The following is a 16448-nucleotide window of genomic DNA, read 5'->3' on the forward strand; positions in this document are numbered from 1 at the left end:
GCATTCGTCAGTTCATGCCGACGCACCATGACCGACTCATGCCCGGAACGGCAACAGATCCACCACCCGGGCAAGAGCCATCAGACACCGCCTAGCCCCGTACCCCGCAGAGGTGCAGCAGCGCGGCCACGCCCCGGTAGGGGTCGGTGCGGCCGGCCCGGTCCTCGGCGGACAGCAGCCGCTCCAGCTCCTCGTCGGGCGGCAGCGTCTCGCCCGCCTCGGTGCCGTCGGTGAAGACGCGCACCCCGTACCAGGACTGCAGCGGCGCCCCGATGCCGGACAGCGTGGCCGTCAGGCCCGCCAGCCGGTCGGCGCGCACGTCCAGGCCGAGCCGGTTCGTGTAGTCGGTGCTGTCGAAGGCGGCCAGCGCGCCCTTCCAGTCGCCGTCCAGCCCCGGCCGCATGGCGAGCGCGTCGCCGTTGCGCACCAGGAGGGAGAGGAGACCTCCGGGGGCGAGCATGCGGGCCAGCCCGGCGAGCATGGCGTCCGGCTCGGGCACGTACATCAGCACCCCGTGGCACAGCACGACGTCGAAGCTGCCCGGCAGGAAGTGGGCGCCGGTCTCGCGGCCGTCGCCCTCCATGAGCCGGACCCGGTCGCGGATCCCGGCGGGCTCCCGCTCCAGGGCCTCGCGCGCGACGGTCAGCATGTCGGGGTCCTGCTCCAGGCCCGTCACCTTGTGTCCGGCGCGGGCCAGTCGCAGCGCCTGCGTGCCCTGGCCCATGCCCACGTCGAGCACGCGCAGCCGCTGCCCTACCGGGAAGCGGTGCGCGATCTGCTCGTCGACCTGGCGGCCCACGAGTTCCTGGCGGACGGCGTTACGGAGCCCGCCCAGGCCCTCGAGCCAGAGGCGGGCGCCCTCGGCAAATCCGCTCAGGGCCGTTCCCCGCGCTTGACCTGCGGCTTCGGCAGGCGCAGCCGGCGCATCTGGAGGGTGCGCATGAGGCCGTACGCGACGGCGCCGCGGCGCGGCTCGTTCGCGAAGCGGTCGTTCAGCGCCTTGCGCAGGCGGAACACCAGGCCGATGGAGTCGACGATGATCAGGGCGATCACGCCCAGCCACAGCAGCAGCGCGATGTTCTGGATCGACGGCACCCGGACCATGCTCAGCACGAGGATGATCACGGCCAGCGGCAGGAACATTTCGGCTACCGAGAACCGGGAGTCCACGAAGTCGCGGACGAACCGGCGGACGGGGCCCTTGTCACGGGCGGGCAGGTAGCGCTCGTCGCCGCTGGCCAGCGCCTCGCGCTGCTTGGCCATCTCTACGCGACGGCGCTCACGGGCTCGCTTGGCATCCTCCTTGCGGTTGCCGGTCGAGGCCACCACGGCCTTGCGCTGCGACTGGGCCACAGCACGCTTCGGCGTAGGGCGGCCCTTCGGGGCCTGCGGGTCACGGGGCTGCGAGAGGTCGGCGGTCACCTTGTCGGTGGCGGCGTCCTTCTCTTCCTTGGAGGAGCGGTTCCCAAACACAAAACCCAAGCCTACGTGGTTGCGGGCATGGGCCCCACCCCGGCGGGGAACGATCCGGCAACGGCGGGCGTCTTCCCATTGCACGGTTCGTGCCGCGGGTCCGCCTCCGGCAGTGATCGGGGACCCACCTACTCCTTACGCCTGACACGGCGAGGGCGCAGTCGTCCTGGAGGAGGAGCGCATCCGACTTCGAACAGTGCGGTAATGGAAGCAGGGCCCGTACTGTGGGTTCTGTCGGTGACCTGGAGCACAGTCCGTCTAGAAGGGGGCGCGCGAAGCCCATGAGCGGTGTCATGAAGCGTATGGGGATGATCTTCCGCGCGAAGGCGAACAAGGCCCTGGACCGGGCCGAGGACCCGCGCGAAACCCTCGACTACTCGTACCAGAAGCAGCTCGAACTGCTGCAGAAGGTGCGCCGCGGCGTCGCAGACGTGGCGACCTCCCGCAAGCGCCTGGAGCTTCAGCTGAACCAGCTCCAGGGGCAGTCCGCCAAGCTGGAGGACCAGGGCCGCAAGGCCCTCGCCCTGGGCCGCGAGGACCTGGCCCGAGAGGCCCTCTCCCGCCGCGCCTCGCTCCAGCAGCAGGTCAGCGACCTGGAGGTGCAGCACCAGACCCTTCAGGGCGAGGAGGAGAAGCTCACCCTCGCCGCCCAGCGGCTCCAGGCCAAGGTGGACGCCTTCCGCACCAAGAAGGAGACCATCAAGGCCACCTACACCGCGGCCCAGGCGCAGACCCGGATCGCGGAGTCCTTCTCCGGCATCTCCGAGGAGATGAGCGACGTCGGCCTGGCCATCCAGCGGGCCGAGGACAAGACCGCCCAGCTGCAGGCCCGCGCCGGCGCGATCGACGAGCTGCTGGCCTCCGGCGCCCTCGACGACCAGAGCGGGCTCGGCTCCAAGGACGACATCCAGGCCGAGCTGGACCGCCTGTCGGGCGGTACGGACGTGGAGCTGGAGCTCCAGCGCATGAAGGCCGAGCTGGCGGGCGGCCCCTCCGCCCAGCAGCAGGCCATCGAGGGCGGGGCCCCGGGCACCGCCCAGCAGCCGCAGACCCAGCACCGGTTCGACAAGCAGTAGGACGGGGCCTGTCATGATTGTCCGCATCATGGGGGAAGGCCAGCTGAAGGTGGCCGACAGCCACTTCGCCGAGCTCAACAAGCTGGACGACGAACTGCTGGCCGAGATGGAGAGCGGTGACGAGGAGGGCTTCCGGCGCACGCTGGGCGCACTGCTCGATGCCGTACGGCGGCTCGGCGAGCCGCTCCCCGATGAGGCGCTGGAACCGTCCGAGCTGATCCTGCCGGGGGACGACGCGACGCTCGACGAGGTCAGGGAGATGCTCAGCGACGACGGGCTGATTCCGGGCTAGGGCCGAGGGCCTGACGCCGGTGCACGAACACGACGACGGGCCCGTCCCCTTCCCGGGGGCGGGCCCGTCGTCGTGCCGCAGTCAGTGCTCGGGCGGTTTCCGGAGGGAGACCGCGGCCCGCTCCGGGTCCGGGGTGCCGCCGATGAAGTTCTCGAACTTGCGCCGCGGCGCCGCCCAGCGCCGGTCGTGGTGGAAGGCGCGCAGTCCGGCCTTGGCCCGTGCGCGCGGGCGTTTCGCGTAGAACTTCTTCGCGTACGGGGACCCGGGCCGGGCCAGCCGGATCGCGCCGATCAGGGCCACGAAGGGGACGACCACGCCGAAGAGGGCGGTGCGCGCCTTGCCCTTCCACAGGGCGATCAGGGCGAGGAAGAAGTTGGTGGCGGTGTTCATGGCGACCAGGCCGCGGCTCTGGCGCTCCTCGGCGGTCAGGTCGTTCACGCCGAAGGGCACGAATCCGCCCAGGACCAGCGCCACCAGCGCGGCCGTCAGGACCACGATCTCCACGCTCTTGCGGCCCTGCTCGCTCCAGTAGACGTCGTCGAGGTGCAGGATCAGCGCGAACTCGTCCAGGACCAGGCCCGCCCCGAGCCCGAAGAGGACGGCCGAGAGCATCGCGCCGAAGCCGTAGCGGCCGCTGCCGACCGCGCCGAAACCGCCGATGACCACGAGGATCACGCCGGGCACCACGTGGTGGACGTGCATGCCGCCCGGGGTGATGTTCTTGAAGGGGCCCTTCCCGGCCCGGATCATCCGGGTGATCACGCGGGTGACCAGGAACGACATGACGAAGGAGAGCAGCGCGAGGAGCAGCGGCAGCTTCCCCGGTTCGACGATGTTCCGATACCACCAGTGACCCATCCCACTGACTCCCTATTTGGTACGTAATGGGTAATTTACCGTCCGTGGTGAGCGGGTAGCGTTCGCGCCGATGACAGATTCGTTCGAAGACCAGCCACCGCCTCCGCCCCCGGAGCGCGCCTCCCTCCGCGACGGCCTCCGCTTCGCGTTCGGCACGCTCACCGTGCTGCCCGCGCGCATCACGCGCTGGGACCGCCCCGCCGCCCGCACCGGAATGGCCTGCGCCCCGCTCGCCGGCCTGGTCGTCGGGCTGCTCGCCGCCGTGCCCGGGGTGCTCCTGCTCCTCCTCGGCGGGGGCCCGATGCTCGCCGCGGCCGTCACCGTCGCGGTACCGGCCGCCCTGACCCGGGGGCTGCACCTGGACGGGCTCGCCGACACCGCGGACGGCCTGGGCAGCGCCAAACCCGCCGACGACGCGCTGCGCATCATGAAGCAGTCCGACATCGGCCCCTTCGGCGTCGTGGCCCTGGTCCTCCTGCTGCTGGTGCAGGTGGCCGCCCTGACCGAGGCGTACGCCGACAGCTGGGTGCGCGGCGCCCTCGCCGCCGTGACCGCCGCCGTCACCGCCCGCCTCGCCATGACCCTCGCCTCCCGTGCGGGGGTCCCGGCCGCCCGCCCCGAGGGGCTCGGCGCGGCCGTCGCCGGAGTGGTCCCGCGCCGTGCGGCCGCCGCCGTCGCCGCGCTCACCGTGGTCCTGGCCGCGGCCGCCGCCCTCCCGCTGGGCCTCCCGGCCGCCGGCCGGCACGCCGCGGCCGTCCTGGTCGCCCTGCTCGCCGCGGAACTGCTGCTGCGCCGCTGCGTCCGGCGCTTCGACGGGGTCACCGGCGACGTCTTCGGAGCCCTGGCCGAGGTCTCCGCGACCACCGCCCTGATCGTCCTCGCCCTGGGCTGAACCGCCGGATCCCCGGCCGGTGCCCCGCGGGTGCCCACGTAGGCTCACCCCCGTGGACGACATCCGGACGGACCCGACCCCCGCCGCACCCAGCCCGCCGCCCATCAAGGTCTTGCTGGCCGACGACCAGGCACTGCTGCGCAGCGCCTTCAAGGTGCTCGTCGACTCCGAGCCCGACATGGAGGTCGTCGGGGAGGCCTCCGACGGGGCCCAGGCCTTCGAACTGGCCCGTCGCGCCCGCCCCGACGTCGTCCTCATGGACATCCGGATGCCCGGCACCGACGGGCTCGCCGCCACCCGCATGATCAGCGCGGACCCGGAACTCGGCGCGGTACGCGTGGTGATGCTGACGACCTTCGAGGTCGACGAGTACGTCGCCGCCGCCCTGCGGGCCGGCGCCTCGGGCTTCCTCGGCAAGGGCGCCGAGCCCGAGGACCTGCTCAACGCCATCCGGGTCGCGCACGCCGGCGAGGCCCTGCTCTCCCCGGCCGCCACCAAGGGACTCATCGCCACCTTCCTCGCCCAGGGCGGCGGCGCCGACCCGGCAGCCGCCGCGGCCGCCGCCGGGTCGCACGCGCAGCGGCTCGCCGCGCTGACCGTCCGGGAGCGCGAGGTCCTCGTACTCGTGGCCGCGGGGCTGTCCAACGACGGGATCGCCGGACGGCTGGAGGTCAGCCCGCTCACCGTCAAGACCCACGTCAACCGGGCCATGGCCAAGCTCGGCGCCCGCGACCGGGCGCAATTGGTGGTCATCGCCTACGAATCGGGACTGGTCCGGCCCCGCGCGGAGTAGCGCCGCAGTAGTGCGGCGTACTGCGGACGCGGTATGCCGCACATAAGGACGGGACCTGCGAGCGACGCAGCGGCGCCACGGCATGGACAAGGCTGAAAGGGCCCTCGCCTTCGTCACTGCAGAGAGATCCCATACCCATGTCGTGGCTGTCCCGCTTCAGCCTTGCCCAAAGGGCGTTGATCGGCCTCGTGTCGCTCGTCGCGCTCCTCTTCGGCGCCATAGCCATCCCGCAGCTCAAGCAGCAGCTGCTGCCCTCCATCGAACTGCCCATGGTGTCCGTGCTCGCGCCGTACCAGGGCGCCTCGCCCGACGTGGTGGAGAAGCAGGTCGTCGAACCGATCGAGGCCATGCTCAAGGGCGTCGACGGCATCACCGGCATCACCTCCACCGCCAGCGAGGGCAACGCCCTCATCATGGCCACCTTCGACTACGGCGACAGCGGCACCAAGCAGCTCGTCGCCGACGTCCAGCAGGCCGTCAACCGGGCCCGCGTCCGGCTGCCCGCCGAGGTGGACCCGCAGGTCGTGGCCGGTTCCACCGACGACATCCCGACCGTCATCCTCGCCGTCACCTCCGACAAGGACCAGCAGGCGCTCGCCGACCAGCTGGAACGTTCCGTCGTCCCCGTCCTGTCGGACATCGAGGGCGTCGGCCAGGTCACCGTCGACGGCGTCCAGGACCTCCAGGTCACCGTCACCCCCGACAACGCCAGGCTCGCGGCCGCCGGCCTCGACGGCGCCGCCCTCGCCCAGGGCCTCCAGGCGGGCGGCGCGACCATGCCCGCAGGCTCCTTCGACGAGGAGGGCAAGAACCGGACCGTCCGCGTCGGCGCCGGCTACACCTCCCTCGCCCAGGTCGAGGACCTGCGCCTGAGCCCCGGCCCCGGCAAGCCGGCCGTCCGCCTCGGCGACGTCGCCACCGTGAAGCAGGAGGCCGCCAAGGCCGTCTCCATCACCCGCACCAACGGCAAGCCCAGCCTCGCCCTCGTCCTGACCATGGACAAGGACGGCAGCGCCGTCGCCATCTCCGACGCCGTCAAGGACAAGCTGCCCGAGCTGCGCTCCACGCTCGGCGCCGGCGCCGCCCTCACCGTCGTCAGCGACCAGGGCCCGGCCGTCGCCAAGTCCATCTCCAGCCTCACCACCGAGGGCATGCTCGGCCTGCTCTTCGCGGTGATCGTGATCCTGGTCTTCCTGGCCTCGCTGCGCTCGACGCTCGTCACCGCGGTCTCCATCCCGCTGTCCGTCGTCCTCGCGCTCATCGTGCTGTGGACCCGCGACCTCTCGCTCAACATGCTGACGCTGGGCGCGCTCACCATCGCCATCGGCCGCGTCGTCGACGACTCGATCGTGGTCCTGGAGAACATCAAGCGCCACCTCGGCTACGGCGAGGAGCGCGAGACCGCCATCATCACCGCGGTCAAGGAGGTCGCCGGCGCGGTCACCTCCTCCACGCTCACCACCGTCGCCGTCTTCCTGCCGATCGGCCTCGTCGGCGGCATGATCGGCGAGCTCTTCGGCTCCTTCTCGCTCACCGTCACCGCCGCCCTGCTGGCCTCGCTGCTCGTCTCGCTGACGGTCGTACCGGTGCTCTCGTACTGGTTCCTGCGCGCGCCGAAGGGCGTGACGGCGGGAGACGCCGAGAGCGCCGCCCGCGCCCGCCGCGAGGCCGAGGAGAAGGAGGCGCGCAGCCGCCTCCAGACGTTCTACGTCCGCGTCCTCGGCTTCGCCACCCGGCGCCGCCTGACCAGCGTGGCGATCGCGGTCGTCATCCTCGTCGGCACCTTCGGGATGACCCCGCTGCTGAAGACGAACTTCTTCGACCAGGGCGAGCAGGACGTCCTGACGGTCAAGCAGGAGCTGGCCCCCGGCACCTCGCTGGCCGCCTCCGACGAGGCGAGCCGCAAGATCGAGAAGGCGCTGGCCTCGGTCGACGGCGTCAAGAGCTACCAGGTCACCGTCGGCTCCTCCGGCTTCCTCGCGGCCTTCGGCGGCGGTACGGGCTCCAACCAGGCCTCGTACCAGGTCACGCTGAAGGACGCGGGCGACGCGGACGCCGTGAAGAAGCGGATCGAGGGCGAGCTGGCCAAGCTCGACGGCATCGGCGAGACCCGGATCGCGGCGGGCGACGGCTTCGGCAACCAGAACCTCAGCGTGGTCGTCAAGGCGGGCGACGGCGAGATCCTCGCCAAGGCCGCCGAGCAGGTGCGCGCCGAGGTGGCCACCCTCAAGAACGTCACCGACGTGCAGAGCGACCTGTCCCAGTCCGTGCCCCGGATCTCGGTGACCGCCACCCCCAAGGCCGCGGACGCGGGCCTGAACCAGGCCGCGCTCGGCGCGATCGTCGCGCAGGCCGTACGGGGCAACCCGGCGGGCAAGGCCGTACTGGACAACACCGAGCGCGACATCGTCATCAAGTCCGCCCAGCCGGCCACCACCCTGGCCGAGCTCCAGGCGCTCCCGGTCGGCCCGCTCAAGCTCGGCGACATCGCCGAGGTCAAGGTGGTCCCCGGCCCGGTCGCGATGACCCGGATCGACGGCGCCCGCGCCGCCACCGTCACCGCGAAGCCGGTCGGCGACAACACGGGCGCGGTCAGCGCCGAGCTCCAGACCAAGATCAAGGCCCTGGACCTGCCGGACGGCGCCACCGCCTCCATCGGCGGCGTCTCGGAGGACCAGGACGAGGCCTTCGCCTCGCTGGGCCTGGCCATGTTCGCGGCCATCGCGATCGTGTTCATGCTGCTGGTCGCGACCTTCCGCTCGCTGGTCCAGCCGCTGATCCTGCTGGTCTCGATCCCGTTCGCGGCGACCGGCGCGCTCGGCCTGCTGCTGGTCACCGGCACCCCGATGGGCGTCCCGGCGATGATCGGCATGCTGATGCTCATCGGCATCGTGGTGACCAACGCGATCGTCCTGATCGACCTGGTCAACCAGTATCGGGCCCAGGGCCTCGGCGTCGTCGAGGCCGTCGTCGAAGGCGGCCGCCACCGGCTCCGCCCCATCCTGATGACGGCCCTGGCGACCATCTTCGCGCTGCTCCCGATGGCGCTGGGCGTCACCGGCGAGGGCGGCTTCATCTCGCAGCCGCTCGCGGTCGTGGTGATCGGCGGCCTGGTCAGCTCCACCCTGTTGACCCTGCTCCTGGTGCCGACCCTCTACACGATGGTGGAACTCCGCAAGGAGCGGCGCCGCGCGAAGAAAACGGCCCGCCTGACGGTGGTCCCGAACCCGTCGGAGCCCTCGGACGAGGAGTCCCCGGCCCGCGTCTGACCCGTGCACGGCCAGAGGGGGCGTCCGGAATCTCCGGGCGCCCCCTCCGCTTGCGCTCAGATGACCGACAGGTACTCGAGAACGGCGGCCTCGACGGCGTGCAGCATCGACCAGGCCGTCGTGACGGGCTCCCAGAGCCCCGCCGCCTCGACGTCGGAGAAGCCGCCCTCCGTCGCGTCGTAGGCGGCTGTCGGCCGCTGTGCGTCCACCCGTTGGAGCAGCTGGTCCGGGTCGGGCTCTCCGTGGTTCGTCGCCACCGCGAGCAGGGGCTCGGCCAGGGCTCTGCCCAAGGCCGCCACGGCGTCCCCCGCCGCCTGGACGGGTGGCGACCCGAGGGCCACGCCGACCGTCGCCAAGGTCGTGGACGCGCCGGGGATCACCCCGTGGCCCAGGGCCGCGCGGCCGGCGTGAACGGCCTGCCGCACCCGCGTCTTGCGCTGCCGGATCTCCTCGTCACCGGCACCGCCGACACCGATCTCGACGATCTTCGTCGTGAGCAGGGCCATTCTGGTGTCGAACCCGCTCGGCGCGGAGGCGCCCGCCCGGGTCGAGTCGCGCACCAGCCGGACGAGGTGCTCGGTGATCCGGGAGGCCTCGCCCTCCCCCCTGATCAGCAGCGTCGTCGTGCGGGTGGAGACGACCCGTCCGGCCCCGCCCAATTGCTCGCGCTGGGCGTCGCGGAGGTCCGCGGACCTTTCGAAGACGACGCCCCCCGTCACGACCGCGAGGTCACCGAGCAGCAGGCGTCCGAACGGCGGGTCCGTCGCGGGCACGGCGACGGCGATCGAGCGGAAGATGTTGCGCTCCGCGTTGACCGCCAGGGTGGGCAGGACTTCCCCCTCGACCGCCGGGGCCACGACGAGCAGCGGCCTGCCGGACTCCAGCACCCGCTCCAGGGCGGGCAGTACGTCCTCCACCGTGACGAGCGGCTCGGCGCAGAGCAGCACGTGAGGGTTCTCCAGAACGGCCTCGCCGTTCGCGTCGTCCGTGGAGAAGTGCGGCGACAGGAAGCCGGCTTGCAGCACGCACCCCTCGGACATCTGCGCCGAGAGACCGAAGCCCGAGGAATCCGAGACGGTGACGGCCCCCTTCTCGCCGACCCCGCGCAGCGCGTCACCCACGTGGGCGGCGACCTGCTCGTCCCCGCACACGGTGGTCATGGCTTGGCCCAGCCGGACCCAGTCCTGCTGCAGGGGCACCGCGAACCCCTTGAGGATCCTGCGCGCCTGCGCGAAAGCGGGCCGCACCGCCCGCGCCAGCACCGCCGGGTGCGTCCCTTGGGCCAGGGCCGGCTGGAGCCCCCGTACGACGGCCTCGAAGACCACCGCCGCCGTGGCGGTGCCGTCCCGGGCCCGCCGGTACTGGTCGGCGACGAGGTCCTGCAGGAGCCCGGTGCCCATCGCCGCGTAACCCGGCTCCGTGGGCAGCTCGCCGACGATCTCCAGCGTGTCCGTGCTGGTGTACGGCATCCCGTCCGCACGCTTGAGCAGCACCGGCCGGGGGGACGGTCCCAGGGTCCGGCGCAACAGCGTCGCCGCCGGGGTGATGCCGGCCAGCAGCTCGGTCGCCGGGCCGACCAGCGAGGGGACGCTGCGCGGGCGGGGGAGGGTCAGCGGCCCGGTGCCCTCGGGCGCGGCCCGGCGGGCGATCTTGAGGGTGCCCTGGCCGCCCAGGATCCAGCGCAGCGGGCTCTGCCGCGCGTCGCGGGCCTGCATCTCCGCGCGGACGTGGCCGTACAGGTCCTCCACCGAGACCCAGCCGTCGCCGTCCCGGTCCGCCCGGCCCGAGCGCAGCCCCTCCACCGCCGCCGCGGTGAAGACGGACAGCTGCCCCTCTCCCGTCTCGGTGACCGGGCCCTCCCCCTCCCAGGCCTGCTGGAGCGCGTCCGTGGCCGTGATCACCGCGACCCCGGTGTCCTTGAACTCCTCCAGCAGGTGCACGGCCGTGTCCGCGGACTTCGCGCCGCCGGGCTTGAACGCCCCGCTGTAGCAGCAGTCCAGCAGCACCAGGATCTTGCGCGAGTTGCAGTTGACCAGCCGGCCGTTGACGAAGCCCGCCGGGACGGCGGTGGACTCCAGCAGGTCCCGGTCCGTGTCGGCCGCGGCGAAGTACAGCTGGAGCCGGGAGTCCTTGATGCCGTGGCAGGACAGGTAGAGCAGGAGCTGGTCGTCGGGCTTGCGGCGGATGAAGAACCGTTCGATCTCGCGCCGCACGACATGCGCGGGCTGGTCGATGACCGGCCGGACCGCGTAGCCGCCGATGGCCGGGTCGCTGAGCACCTCGGACAGCTCCATCGCGTCCAGGCCGGGCGAGTTCAGCTGGTTGAGCCGGCTGTCCTCGTACGAGGAGGTGGCGACGACCAGCGCCTCACGCACCGCCACGGGGCGGCTCCTCCACCCTCGCGGTCCGGGCGATGAAGTGGTCGACGAGGGCCTGCCGCTGCTCAGGGCTCAGGCGGGAGGCCTCGAACTCGTCCTCCCCGATCTTCACCCGCACCCGCCGCGAGGCCGCCCACTGGACCCAGGCGTCGAACGCGGCGACCACCGAGGCGAACAGCGACGGCGCCACCGCCACCAGGATCTCCGCGGTGGCCAGGCCACCCGACTTGGACCCCGGCGGCGCGGGCAGTTCCCGTACGCGGACCTCGTCGACGCCCAGCTCCTCCAGCGCCGCCACCAGCTCGGCCCGGGCCTCCGCCCGCTCCTGCTCGTCGGCGTCCGGACCGGCGTTGGCCAGTACCTCGAAGTACTGCGTCATGGCGATCAACTCCCCTCGGTACCAGGGAGGTTAAACGAAAGGGGCACCCCGAGGGGTGCCCCTTTCGACGATCGGTTCCGCAGGCTACGGCAGCGCGAGCATCCGCTCCAGCGCGAGCTTCGCGAAGCTCTCCGTCTCCTTGTCGACCTGGATCTGGTTGACGAGGTTGCCCTCGGCCAGGGACTCCAGGGTCCACACCAGGTGGGGGAGGTCGATGCGGTTCATCGTCGAGCAGAAGCAGACCGTCTTGTCGAGGAAGACGACTTCCTTGTCCTCCGCGGCGAATCGATTCGCCAGGCGGCGGACCAGGTTCAGCTCGGTGCCGATGGCCCACTTGGAGCCGGACGGGGCCGCCTCCAGCGCCTTGATGATGTACTCCGTCGAGCCGACGTAGTCCGCGGCCGCCACGACCTCGTGCTTGCACTCGGGGTGGACCAGGACGTTCACGCCGGGGATGCGGGCGCGCACGTCGTTGACCGAGTCGACCGAGAACCGGCCGTGGACCGAGCAGTGGCCGCGCCACAGGATCATCTTGGCGTTGCGCAGCTGCTCGACGGTCAGGCCGCCGTTCGGCTTGTGCGGGTTGTACAGGACGCAGTCGTCCAGGGACATGCCCATGTCGCGGACGGCGGTGTTGCGGCCCAGGTGCTGGTCCGGGAGGAAGAGCACCTTCTCGCCCTGCTCGAACGCCCACTCCAGGGCCTTCTTCGCGTTGGACGAGGTACAGATCGTGCCGCCGTGCTTGCCGGTGAAGGCCTTGATGTCGGCGGAGGAGTTCATGTACGAGACGGGGACCGTCGCGCCGGCGACGCCGGCCTCGGTCAGCACGTCCCAGCACTCGGCGACCTGCTCGGCGGTGGCCATGTCGGCCATCGAGCAGCCGGCGGCCAGGTCCGGCAGGACCACCTTCTGGTCGTCCGAGGTCAGGATGTCGGCGGACTCGGCCATGAAGTGCACGCCGCAGAAGACGATGTACTCGGCCTCCGGCTTGGCGGCCGCGTCCTTGGCCAGCTTGAAGGAGTCGCCGGTGACGTCGGCGAACTCGATGACCTCGTCGCGCTGGTAGTGGTGGCCGAGGATGAAGACCTTGTCACCGAGCTTCTCCTTGGCCGCGCGGGCGCGCGCCACGAGGTTCGGGTCCGACGGCGAGGGCAGGTCGCCGGGGCATTCCACGCCGCGCTCGCTCTTGGGGTCGGCTTCACGGCCGAGCAGCAGCAGGGCAAGGGGCGTCGGCTGGACGTCCAAAGGCTGGGCGGTGGTCACTGCACGCACCCTTTCTGTTCTGCAACAAGGGACTTCGTTGGGGTATCGCTTCGAGTTCTCGTCGATTTGACGCTATCTATCATAACCTCTTCACGTCAGTTTGACGATGTCCATAGTGTCGATGTGACGCATCAGCCCGCCGATCCATCGGCTCCGCCCCCCGCGCGGTGTGCGAGCATGAATATCTGAAACAAGCGTCGGGTCCCGGAATGAAACCGCGGTCCCGCTCGTTGCCACCGACGGCAAGAGTCCGACGTTTCCCTGCCTCCGGCGGGGAGCCGCCCACTTCGGGAGTGAATGCAGATGTCCGTACAGGACGACAAGACCACCGTGAGCGACGGCATCCTCCTGTCCGACGCCGCCGCCGAGAAGGTCAGGACCCTGCTGGAGCAGGAAGGCCGCGATGACCTGGCGCTGCGCGTCGCCGTCCAGCCCGGCGGCTGCTCCGGCCTGCGCTACCAGCTCTTCTTCGACGAGCGGTCCCTCGACGGCGATGTCGTCAAGGACTTCGACGGCGTGAAGGTCGTCACGGACCGGATGAGCTCCCCGTACCTCCACGGTGCCTCCATCGACTTCGTCGACACCATCGAGAAGCAGGGCTTCACGATCGACAACCCGAACGCCACCGGCTCCTGCGCCTGCGGCGACTCGTTCAGCTAAACCGGCAGGCCCCGGCACCACGACGAGGGCCCGCCTCTCCGGTCGCATTCCGACCGGAGAGGCGGGCCCTCTCGCATGCCCCGGGCCTTCCTGGGCCCTCCTGGGCCTTGCCGGGCCCTCCTGGGGCGCTACTGCCGGGGGAGCGGCTTGCCCGTGGTCGCGTCGACCACCTTGCGGTCGCCCAGCGGCTGCTGGAGCGTCGCCGACAGGGACATCTCCTGCGCGAGCATGATGCAGGCCTGGCCCGGCTTGTTCGGCGTGTCCGTGATCTTCACCAGGACCGACTCGGGCTGCTCCCGCGCCTCCAGGGCGTAGGTGCTGCACACGCTGCCCCAGAAGTTCACGGTCAGCTTCCGGTCGGCCTGCGCGTACGAGAATCCGGGCACCGTGGGACCGTCCTTCGGGCCGGGCGTGGGCGTGGTGTCCTGGGCGGAGGCCGGCTGGGCCACCGTGTGGCCGGGGGCGCCGTCCTTGCCCGCCACCTCGAAGAGCCAGGCCGGGACCAGGCCGCGGGCCCCGTCCACCGTTCCGGGCACCAGGCCGAGGGCGGCGCCCTTGACCGTCTCCGTGCGCGGCGGCTTCATCGGCCGCGGCTCCGGGTTGCAGGGCGGGACGTCCGTCGGCCCCAGCGGGGTGTCCGGGTCCAGCGGGACCGAGGTCGCGCAGCCGCTCGGCCCGGGGTCCGTGCCGGCCGTGCCGCCCGACTTCGCGTTGAGCCTGGCCAGCGCCTCCACGGCCCCGACCACCGGCTGCTCGGCCGCCCGTACGGGGGTCTTCAGCTCGCCGCTGCCCGCCACCACGGAGGAGTCGGCGCCCACGCTGACCTTCGTGGACCAGCCCTGCGTGGCGAGGCCGCCGACCACCGGGTCCGCCGTCACCACCCGCACCGATCCCTGGGCGAGGCGGGCGTCCAGGTGGGCCCCGGCCTGCCCGGCGGCGGCGAGCACGGGGGCCGCGGCGGCCTTGGCGGCCTCCTCGGACACCGGCTTGCCGGCGCTCGCGGGCGCGTCCTGCGCGTCCTGGGGGAGGGTGGCGGGGCCGCAGGTGTCCTTGCCCCGCACGCAGTCGTCCCCGGCGCCGTTGCCAGTGCCGTTGCCCGGCACCTGGAAGCGGCTGAAGGTCCAGGTCCCCGGCGCCTTGCGGGTCACCGTGAGCCGGGGCCCGGAGCCGTCGGCGGCCTCGCCGGCCAGCCAGACGTCCCCGTTGACCCGCGGAGCGCCCGGAACGCCGAGCGCGGCGGCGAGCTTCGCCACCTCCTCCGAGGTCACCTCACCGGACGCGGCGAAGGCGGGCGCCGTGGCCGGACCCTCCGGCAGCTTCACGTCGGCCCGGTAGACCACCCCGGCGCCCGACGGGTCGGGCTCCCCGGGCGCGATGCCGGGCGCCGAGGGGCTCCCCGCCGCACGGGGCGCGGAGGCCGCGCTGTCGGCCGTACGGGGCGAGCCGTCGCCGTACGCGGTGGACGCCCAGTACGCGGTACCGCCGCCGGCCAGCAGCACGGCAGCCGCGATCGAACCGACGGCCCAGGCCGGCCGCCGTCGTGTGCCGCGTGATGTCTCGGGTTGTTCGCTGGTCACCGCATCGCTCCTTCACCTGTCCCGGCGTGCTTGATGCGGGTGTGACGGAACAGACGCGCAACCGGTTCCCCGGTCAGTCCCCGTAGGCCGCCGTGGAGGCGATCAGACGCGCCGACGCCGGCGGAACGCTGATCCCGTGGATCTGCGAGGCGGCCACCCGGTCCGGCAGCGGAGCCGCCGGAACCGCCCAGTGCGGAGCCATTCGGGCGCAGTCGCCCAGCAGACGGGCGAAACCGGGCCGCCGCGAGACTTCCGCGCCGCGCGTCCCGGCGGTGTACTCGGTGTAGCCGAAGCCATCGGAAGAGGTCATGGACGCACCGTAGGCACCGCGCCTCATGTGAAGAAAGACCTACTACGGGGTAGTTTCAGCCGGTCGGCTCGGGGCCCGAGACCGGGTAGTTTTGACTGTCCCCTTACTGTCCTCCGCAGGAGCGTCCACGCCGTGCGCATCGCAGTCACCGGCTCCATCGCCACCGACCACCTCATGACCTTCCCCGGCCGTTTCGCCGACCAGCTGGTCGCGGACCAGCTGCACACGGTCTCCCTCTCCTTCCTCGTCGACAACCTCGACGTCCGGCGGGGCGGTGTCGGCCCGAACATCTGCTTCGGTATGGGGCAGCTCGGCAGCCGCCCGATCCTGGTCGGAGCCGCCGGCTCCGACTTCGACGAGTACCGCGCCTGGCTGGAGCGGCACGGGGTCGACACCGACTCCGTCCGGATCTCCGAGGTGCTGCACACCGCGCGCTTCGTGTGCACCACGGACTCCGACCACAACCAGATCGGCTCCTTCTACACGGGCGCGATGAGCGAGGCCCGCCTGATCGAGCTGAAGGCCGTCGCCGACCGCGTGGGCGGGCTCGACCTCGTCCTGATCGGCGCGGACGACCCCGAGGCGATGCTGCGCCACACGGAGGAGTGCCGGACGCGGGGGATCCCCTTCGCCGCCGACTTCTCGCAGCAGATCGCCCGGATGGACGGCGAGAACATCCGCACCCTGATGGAGGGTGCGACGTACCTCTTCTCGAACGAGTACGAGAAGGGCCTCATCGAGTCGAAGTCGGGCTGGACGGACGAGGAGATCCTGGCGAAGGTCGGGACCCGGGTCACCACCCTCGGCTCGAACGGCGTGAAGATCGAGCGGGTCGGCGAGGCGCCGATCGTGGTCGGCTGCCCCGAGGAGACCGCGAAGGTCGACCCGACCGGTGTCGGCGACGCGTTCCGTGCCGGGTTCCTGACGGGGCTGGCCTGGGGTGTGGGCCTGGAGCGCGCCGCGCAGGTGGGCTGCATGCTGGCGACTCTGGTCATCGAGACGCTGGGCACCCAGGAGTACACCCTGGCCCGGGCGCACTTCATGGAGCGCTTCACCAAGGCCTACGGCGAAGAGGCCGCGTCCGAGGTCCGCGCCCGCCTGTCCTGACCCTTGGCTCCCGCCCGGGGGCTTCGGCCGGTCGTGCGCCTCAATCGCCGGCGGGGCTGGGTTTGTGCCCCTCGGGCGGGGCCGGAGTGGGGGTTGGGGCGGTGCCCCTCCGGAGTGTCTC

15 protein-coding genes are annotated in these 16448 nt (G+C 71.9%); 7 read left to right on the plus strand and 8 right to left on the minus strand.

Features of this window, described 5'->3' with window-relative positions; translation table 11 throughout:
• Positions 1–91: 91 nt before the first annotated feature.
• Both ACFWBN_RS38395 and ACFWBN_RS38400 read right to left on the minus strand, forming a co-directional pair.
• Positions 92–799, minus strand: coding sequence for a class I SAM-dependent methyltransferase (locus ACFWBN_RS38395; protein WP_385186074.1), 708 nt, complete (start codon positions 797–799; stop codon positions 92–94).
• A gap of 74 nt (positions 800–873) precedes the next feature.
• Positions 874–1482, minus strand: coding sequence for a DUF3043 domain-containing protein (locus tag ACFWBN_RS38400; RefSeq protein WP_385186077.1), 609 nt, complete (start codon positions 1480–1482; stop codon positions 874–876).
• 272 nt (positions 1483–1754) lie between these two features.
• Between ACFWBN_RS38400 and ACFWBN_RS38405 the strand changes: the two genes are divergently transcribed.
• Both ACFWBN_RS38405 and ACFWBN_RS38410 read left to right on the plus strand, forming a co-directional pair.
• Positions 1755–2549 carry a PspA/IM30 family protein gene (locus ACFWBN_RS38405; RefSeq protein WP_385186080.1) on the plus strand — a complete coding sequence of 265 codons (795 nt, stop codon included), beginning with the start codon at positions 1755–1757 and terminating at the stop codon, positions 2547–2549.
• A gap of 13 nt (positions 2550–2562) precedes the next feature.
• Complete coding sequence (locus ACFWBN_RS38410; protein ID WP_385186083.1) at positions 2563–2841, plus strand: hypothetical protein; 279 nt, start codon at positions 2563–2565, stop codon at positions 2839–2841.
• 81 nt (positions 2842–2922) lie between these two features.
• Here the strand turns inward: ACFWBN_RS38410 and ACFWBN_RS38415 are convergent, their stop codons facing one another.
• Positions 2923–3699: a hypothetical protein gene (locus tag ACFWBN_RS38415; protein ID WP_385186086.1), complete on the minus strand. Its 777-nt coding sequence runs from the start codon at positions 3697–3699 to the stop codon at positions 2923–2925.
• 70 nt (positions 3700–3769) lie between these two features.
• Between ACFWBN_RS38415 and cobS the strand changes: the two genes are divergently transcribed.
• The 3 genes from cobS (at position 3770) to ACFWBN_RS38430 (ending at position 8653) form a co-directional block, all read left to right on the plus strand.
• Positions 3770–4591 carry an adenosylcobinamide-GDP ribazoletransferase gene (cobS, locus tag ACFWBN_RS38420; RefSeq protein WP_385186089.1) on the plus strand — a complete coding sequence of 274 codons (822 nt, stop codon included), beginning with the start codon at positions 3770–3772 and terminating at the stop codon, positions 4589–4591.
• Positions 4592–4643: 52 nt separating this feature from the next.
• A complete protein-coding gene (locus tag ACFWBN_RS38425) occupies positions 4644–5384 on the plus strand; it encodes a response regulator (RefSeq protein ID WP_385186092.1) in 741 nt (246 codons plus the stop codon).
• A gap of 137 nt (positions 5385–5521) precedes the next feature.
• Positions 5522–8653 (plus strand): efflux RND transporter permease subunit, encoded by a 3132-nt coding sequence (locus ACFWBN_RS38430; protein ID WP_385186094.1) that lies wholly within the window; start codon positions 5522–5524, stop codon positions 8651–8653.
• Positions 8654–8709: 56 nt separating this feature from the next.
• Here the strand turns inward: ACFWBN_RS38430 and ACFWBN_RS38435 are convergent, their stop codons facing one another.
• The 3 genes from ACFWBN_RS38435 to nadA all read right to left on the minus strand — a co-directional run bounded on the left by ACFWBN_RS38435 (position 8710) and on the right by nadA (position 12682).
• The gene (locus tag ACFWBN_RS38435; protein ID WP_385186097.1) at positions 8710–11034 is read right to left on the minus strand and encodes a TCP-1/cpn60 chaperonin family protein; all 2325 of its coding nucleotides are present in this window, start codon (positions 11032–11034) and stop codon (positions 8710–8712) included.
• Positions 11021–11410, minus strand: a complete 390-nt coding sequence (locus ACFWBN_RS38440) for a hypothetical protein (RefSeq protein WP_385186100.1) — start codon at positions 11408–11410, stop codon at positions 11021–11023. The genes ACFWBN_RS38435 and ACFWBN_RS38440 overlap by 14 nt, the downstream gene beginning before the upstream one ends.
• Positions 11411–11494: 84 nt before the next feature.
• A complete protein-coding gene (gene nadA, locus ACFWBN_RS38445; protein WP_385186102.1) occupies positions 11495–12682 on the minus strand; it encodes a quinolinate synthase NadA in 1188 nt (395 codons plus the stop codon).
• A gap of 294 nt (positions 12683–12976) precedes the next feature.
• Between nadA and erpA the strand changes: the two genes are divergently transcribed.
• Complete coding sequence (erpA, locus tag ACFWBN_RS38450) at positions 12977–13333, plus strand: iron-sulfur cluster insertion protein ErpA (RefSeq protein ID WP_030010511.1); 357 nt, start codon at positions 12977–12979, stop codon at positions 13331–13333.
• Positions 13334–13461: 128 nt separating this feature from the next.
• Here erpA and ACFWBN_RS38455 read toward each other — a convergent pair whose 3' ends face one another.
• Both ACFWBN_RS38455 and ACFWBN_RS38460 read right to left on the minus strand, forming a co-directional pair.
• Positions 13462–14910 carry a hypothetical protein gene (locus ACFWBN_RS38455; protein WP_385186105.1) on the minus strand — a complete coding sequence of 483 codons (1449 nt, stop codon included), beginning with the start codon at positions 14908–14910 and terminating at the stop codon, positions 13462–13464.
• Between the two features lie 73 nt (positions 14911–14983).
• Positions 14984–15220, minus strand: a complete 237-nt coding sequence (locus ACFWBN_RS38460; protein ID WP_385186108.1) for a hypothetical protein — start codon at positions 15218–15220, stop codon at positions 14984–14986.
• A gap of 132 nt (positions 15221–15352) precedes the next feature.
• On the opposite strand from ACFWBN_RS38460, the gene ACFWBN_RS38465 reads away from it, so the two are divergent.
• Positions 15353–16327, plus strand: a complete 975-nt coding sequence (locus tag ACFWBN_RS38465) for a carbohydrate kinase family protein (protein ID WP_385186109.1) — start codon at positions 15353–15355, stop codon at positions 16325–16327.
• Positions 16328–16448: the final 121 nt, after the last annotated feature.

The sequence above is a fragment of the Streptomyces sp. NPDC059989 genome (assembly GCF_042736975.1).
Classification (GTDB): Bacteria; Actinomycetota; Actinomycetes; order Streptomycetales; family Streptomycetaceae; genus Streptomyces.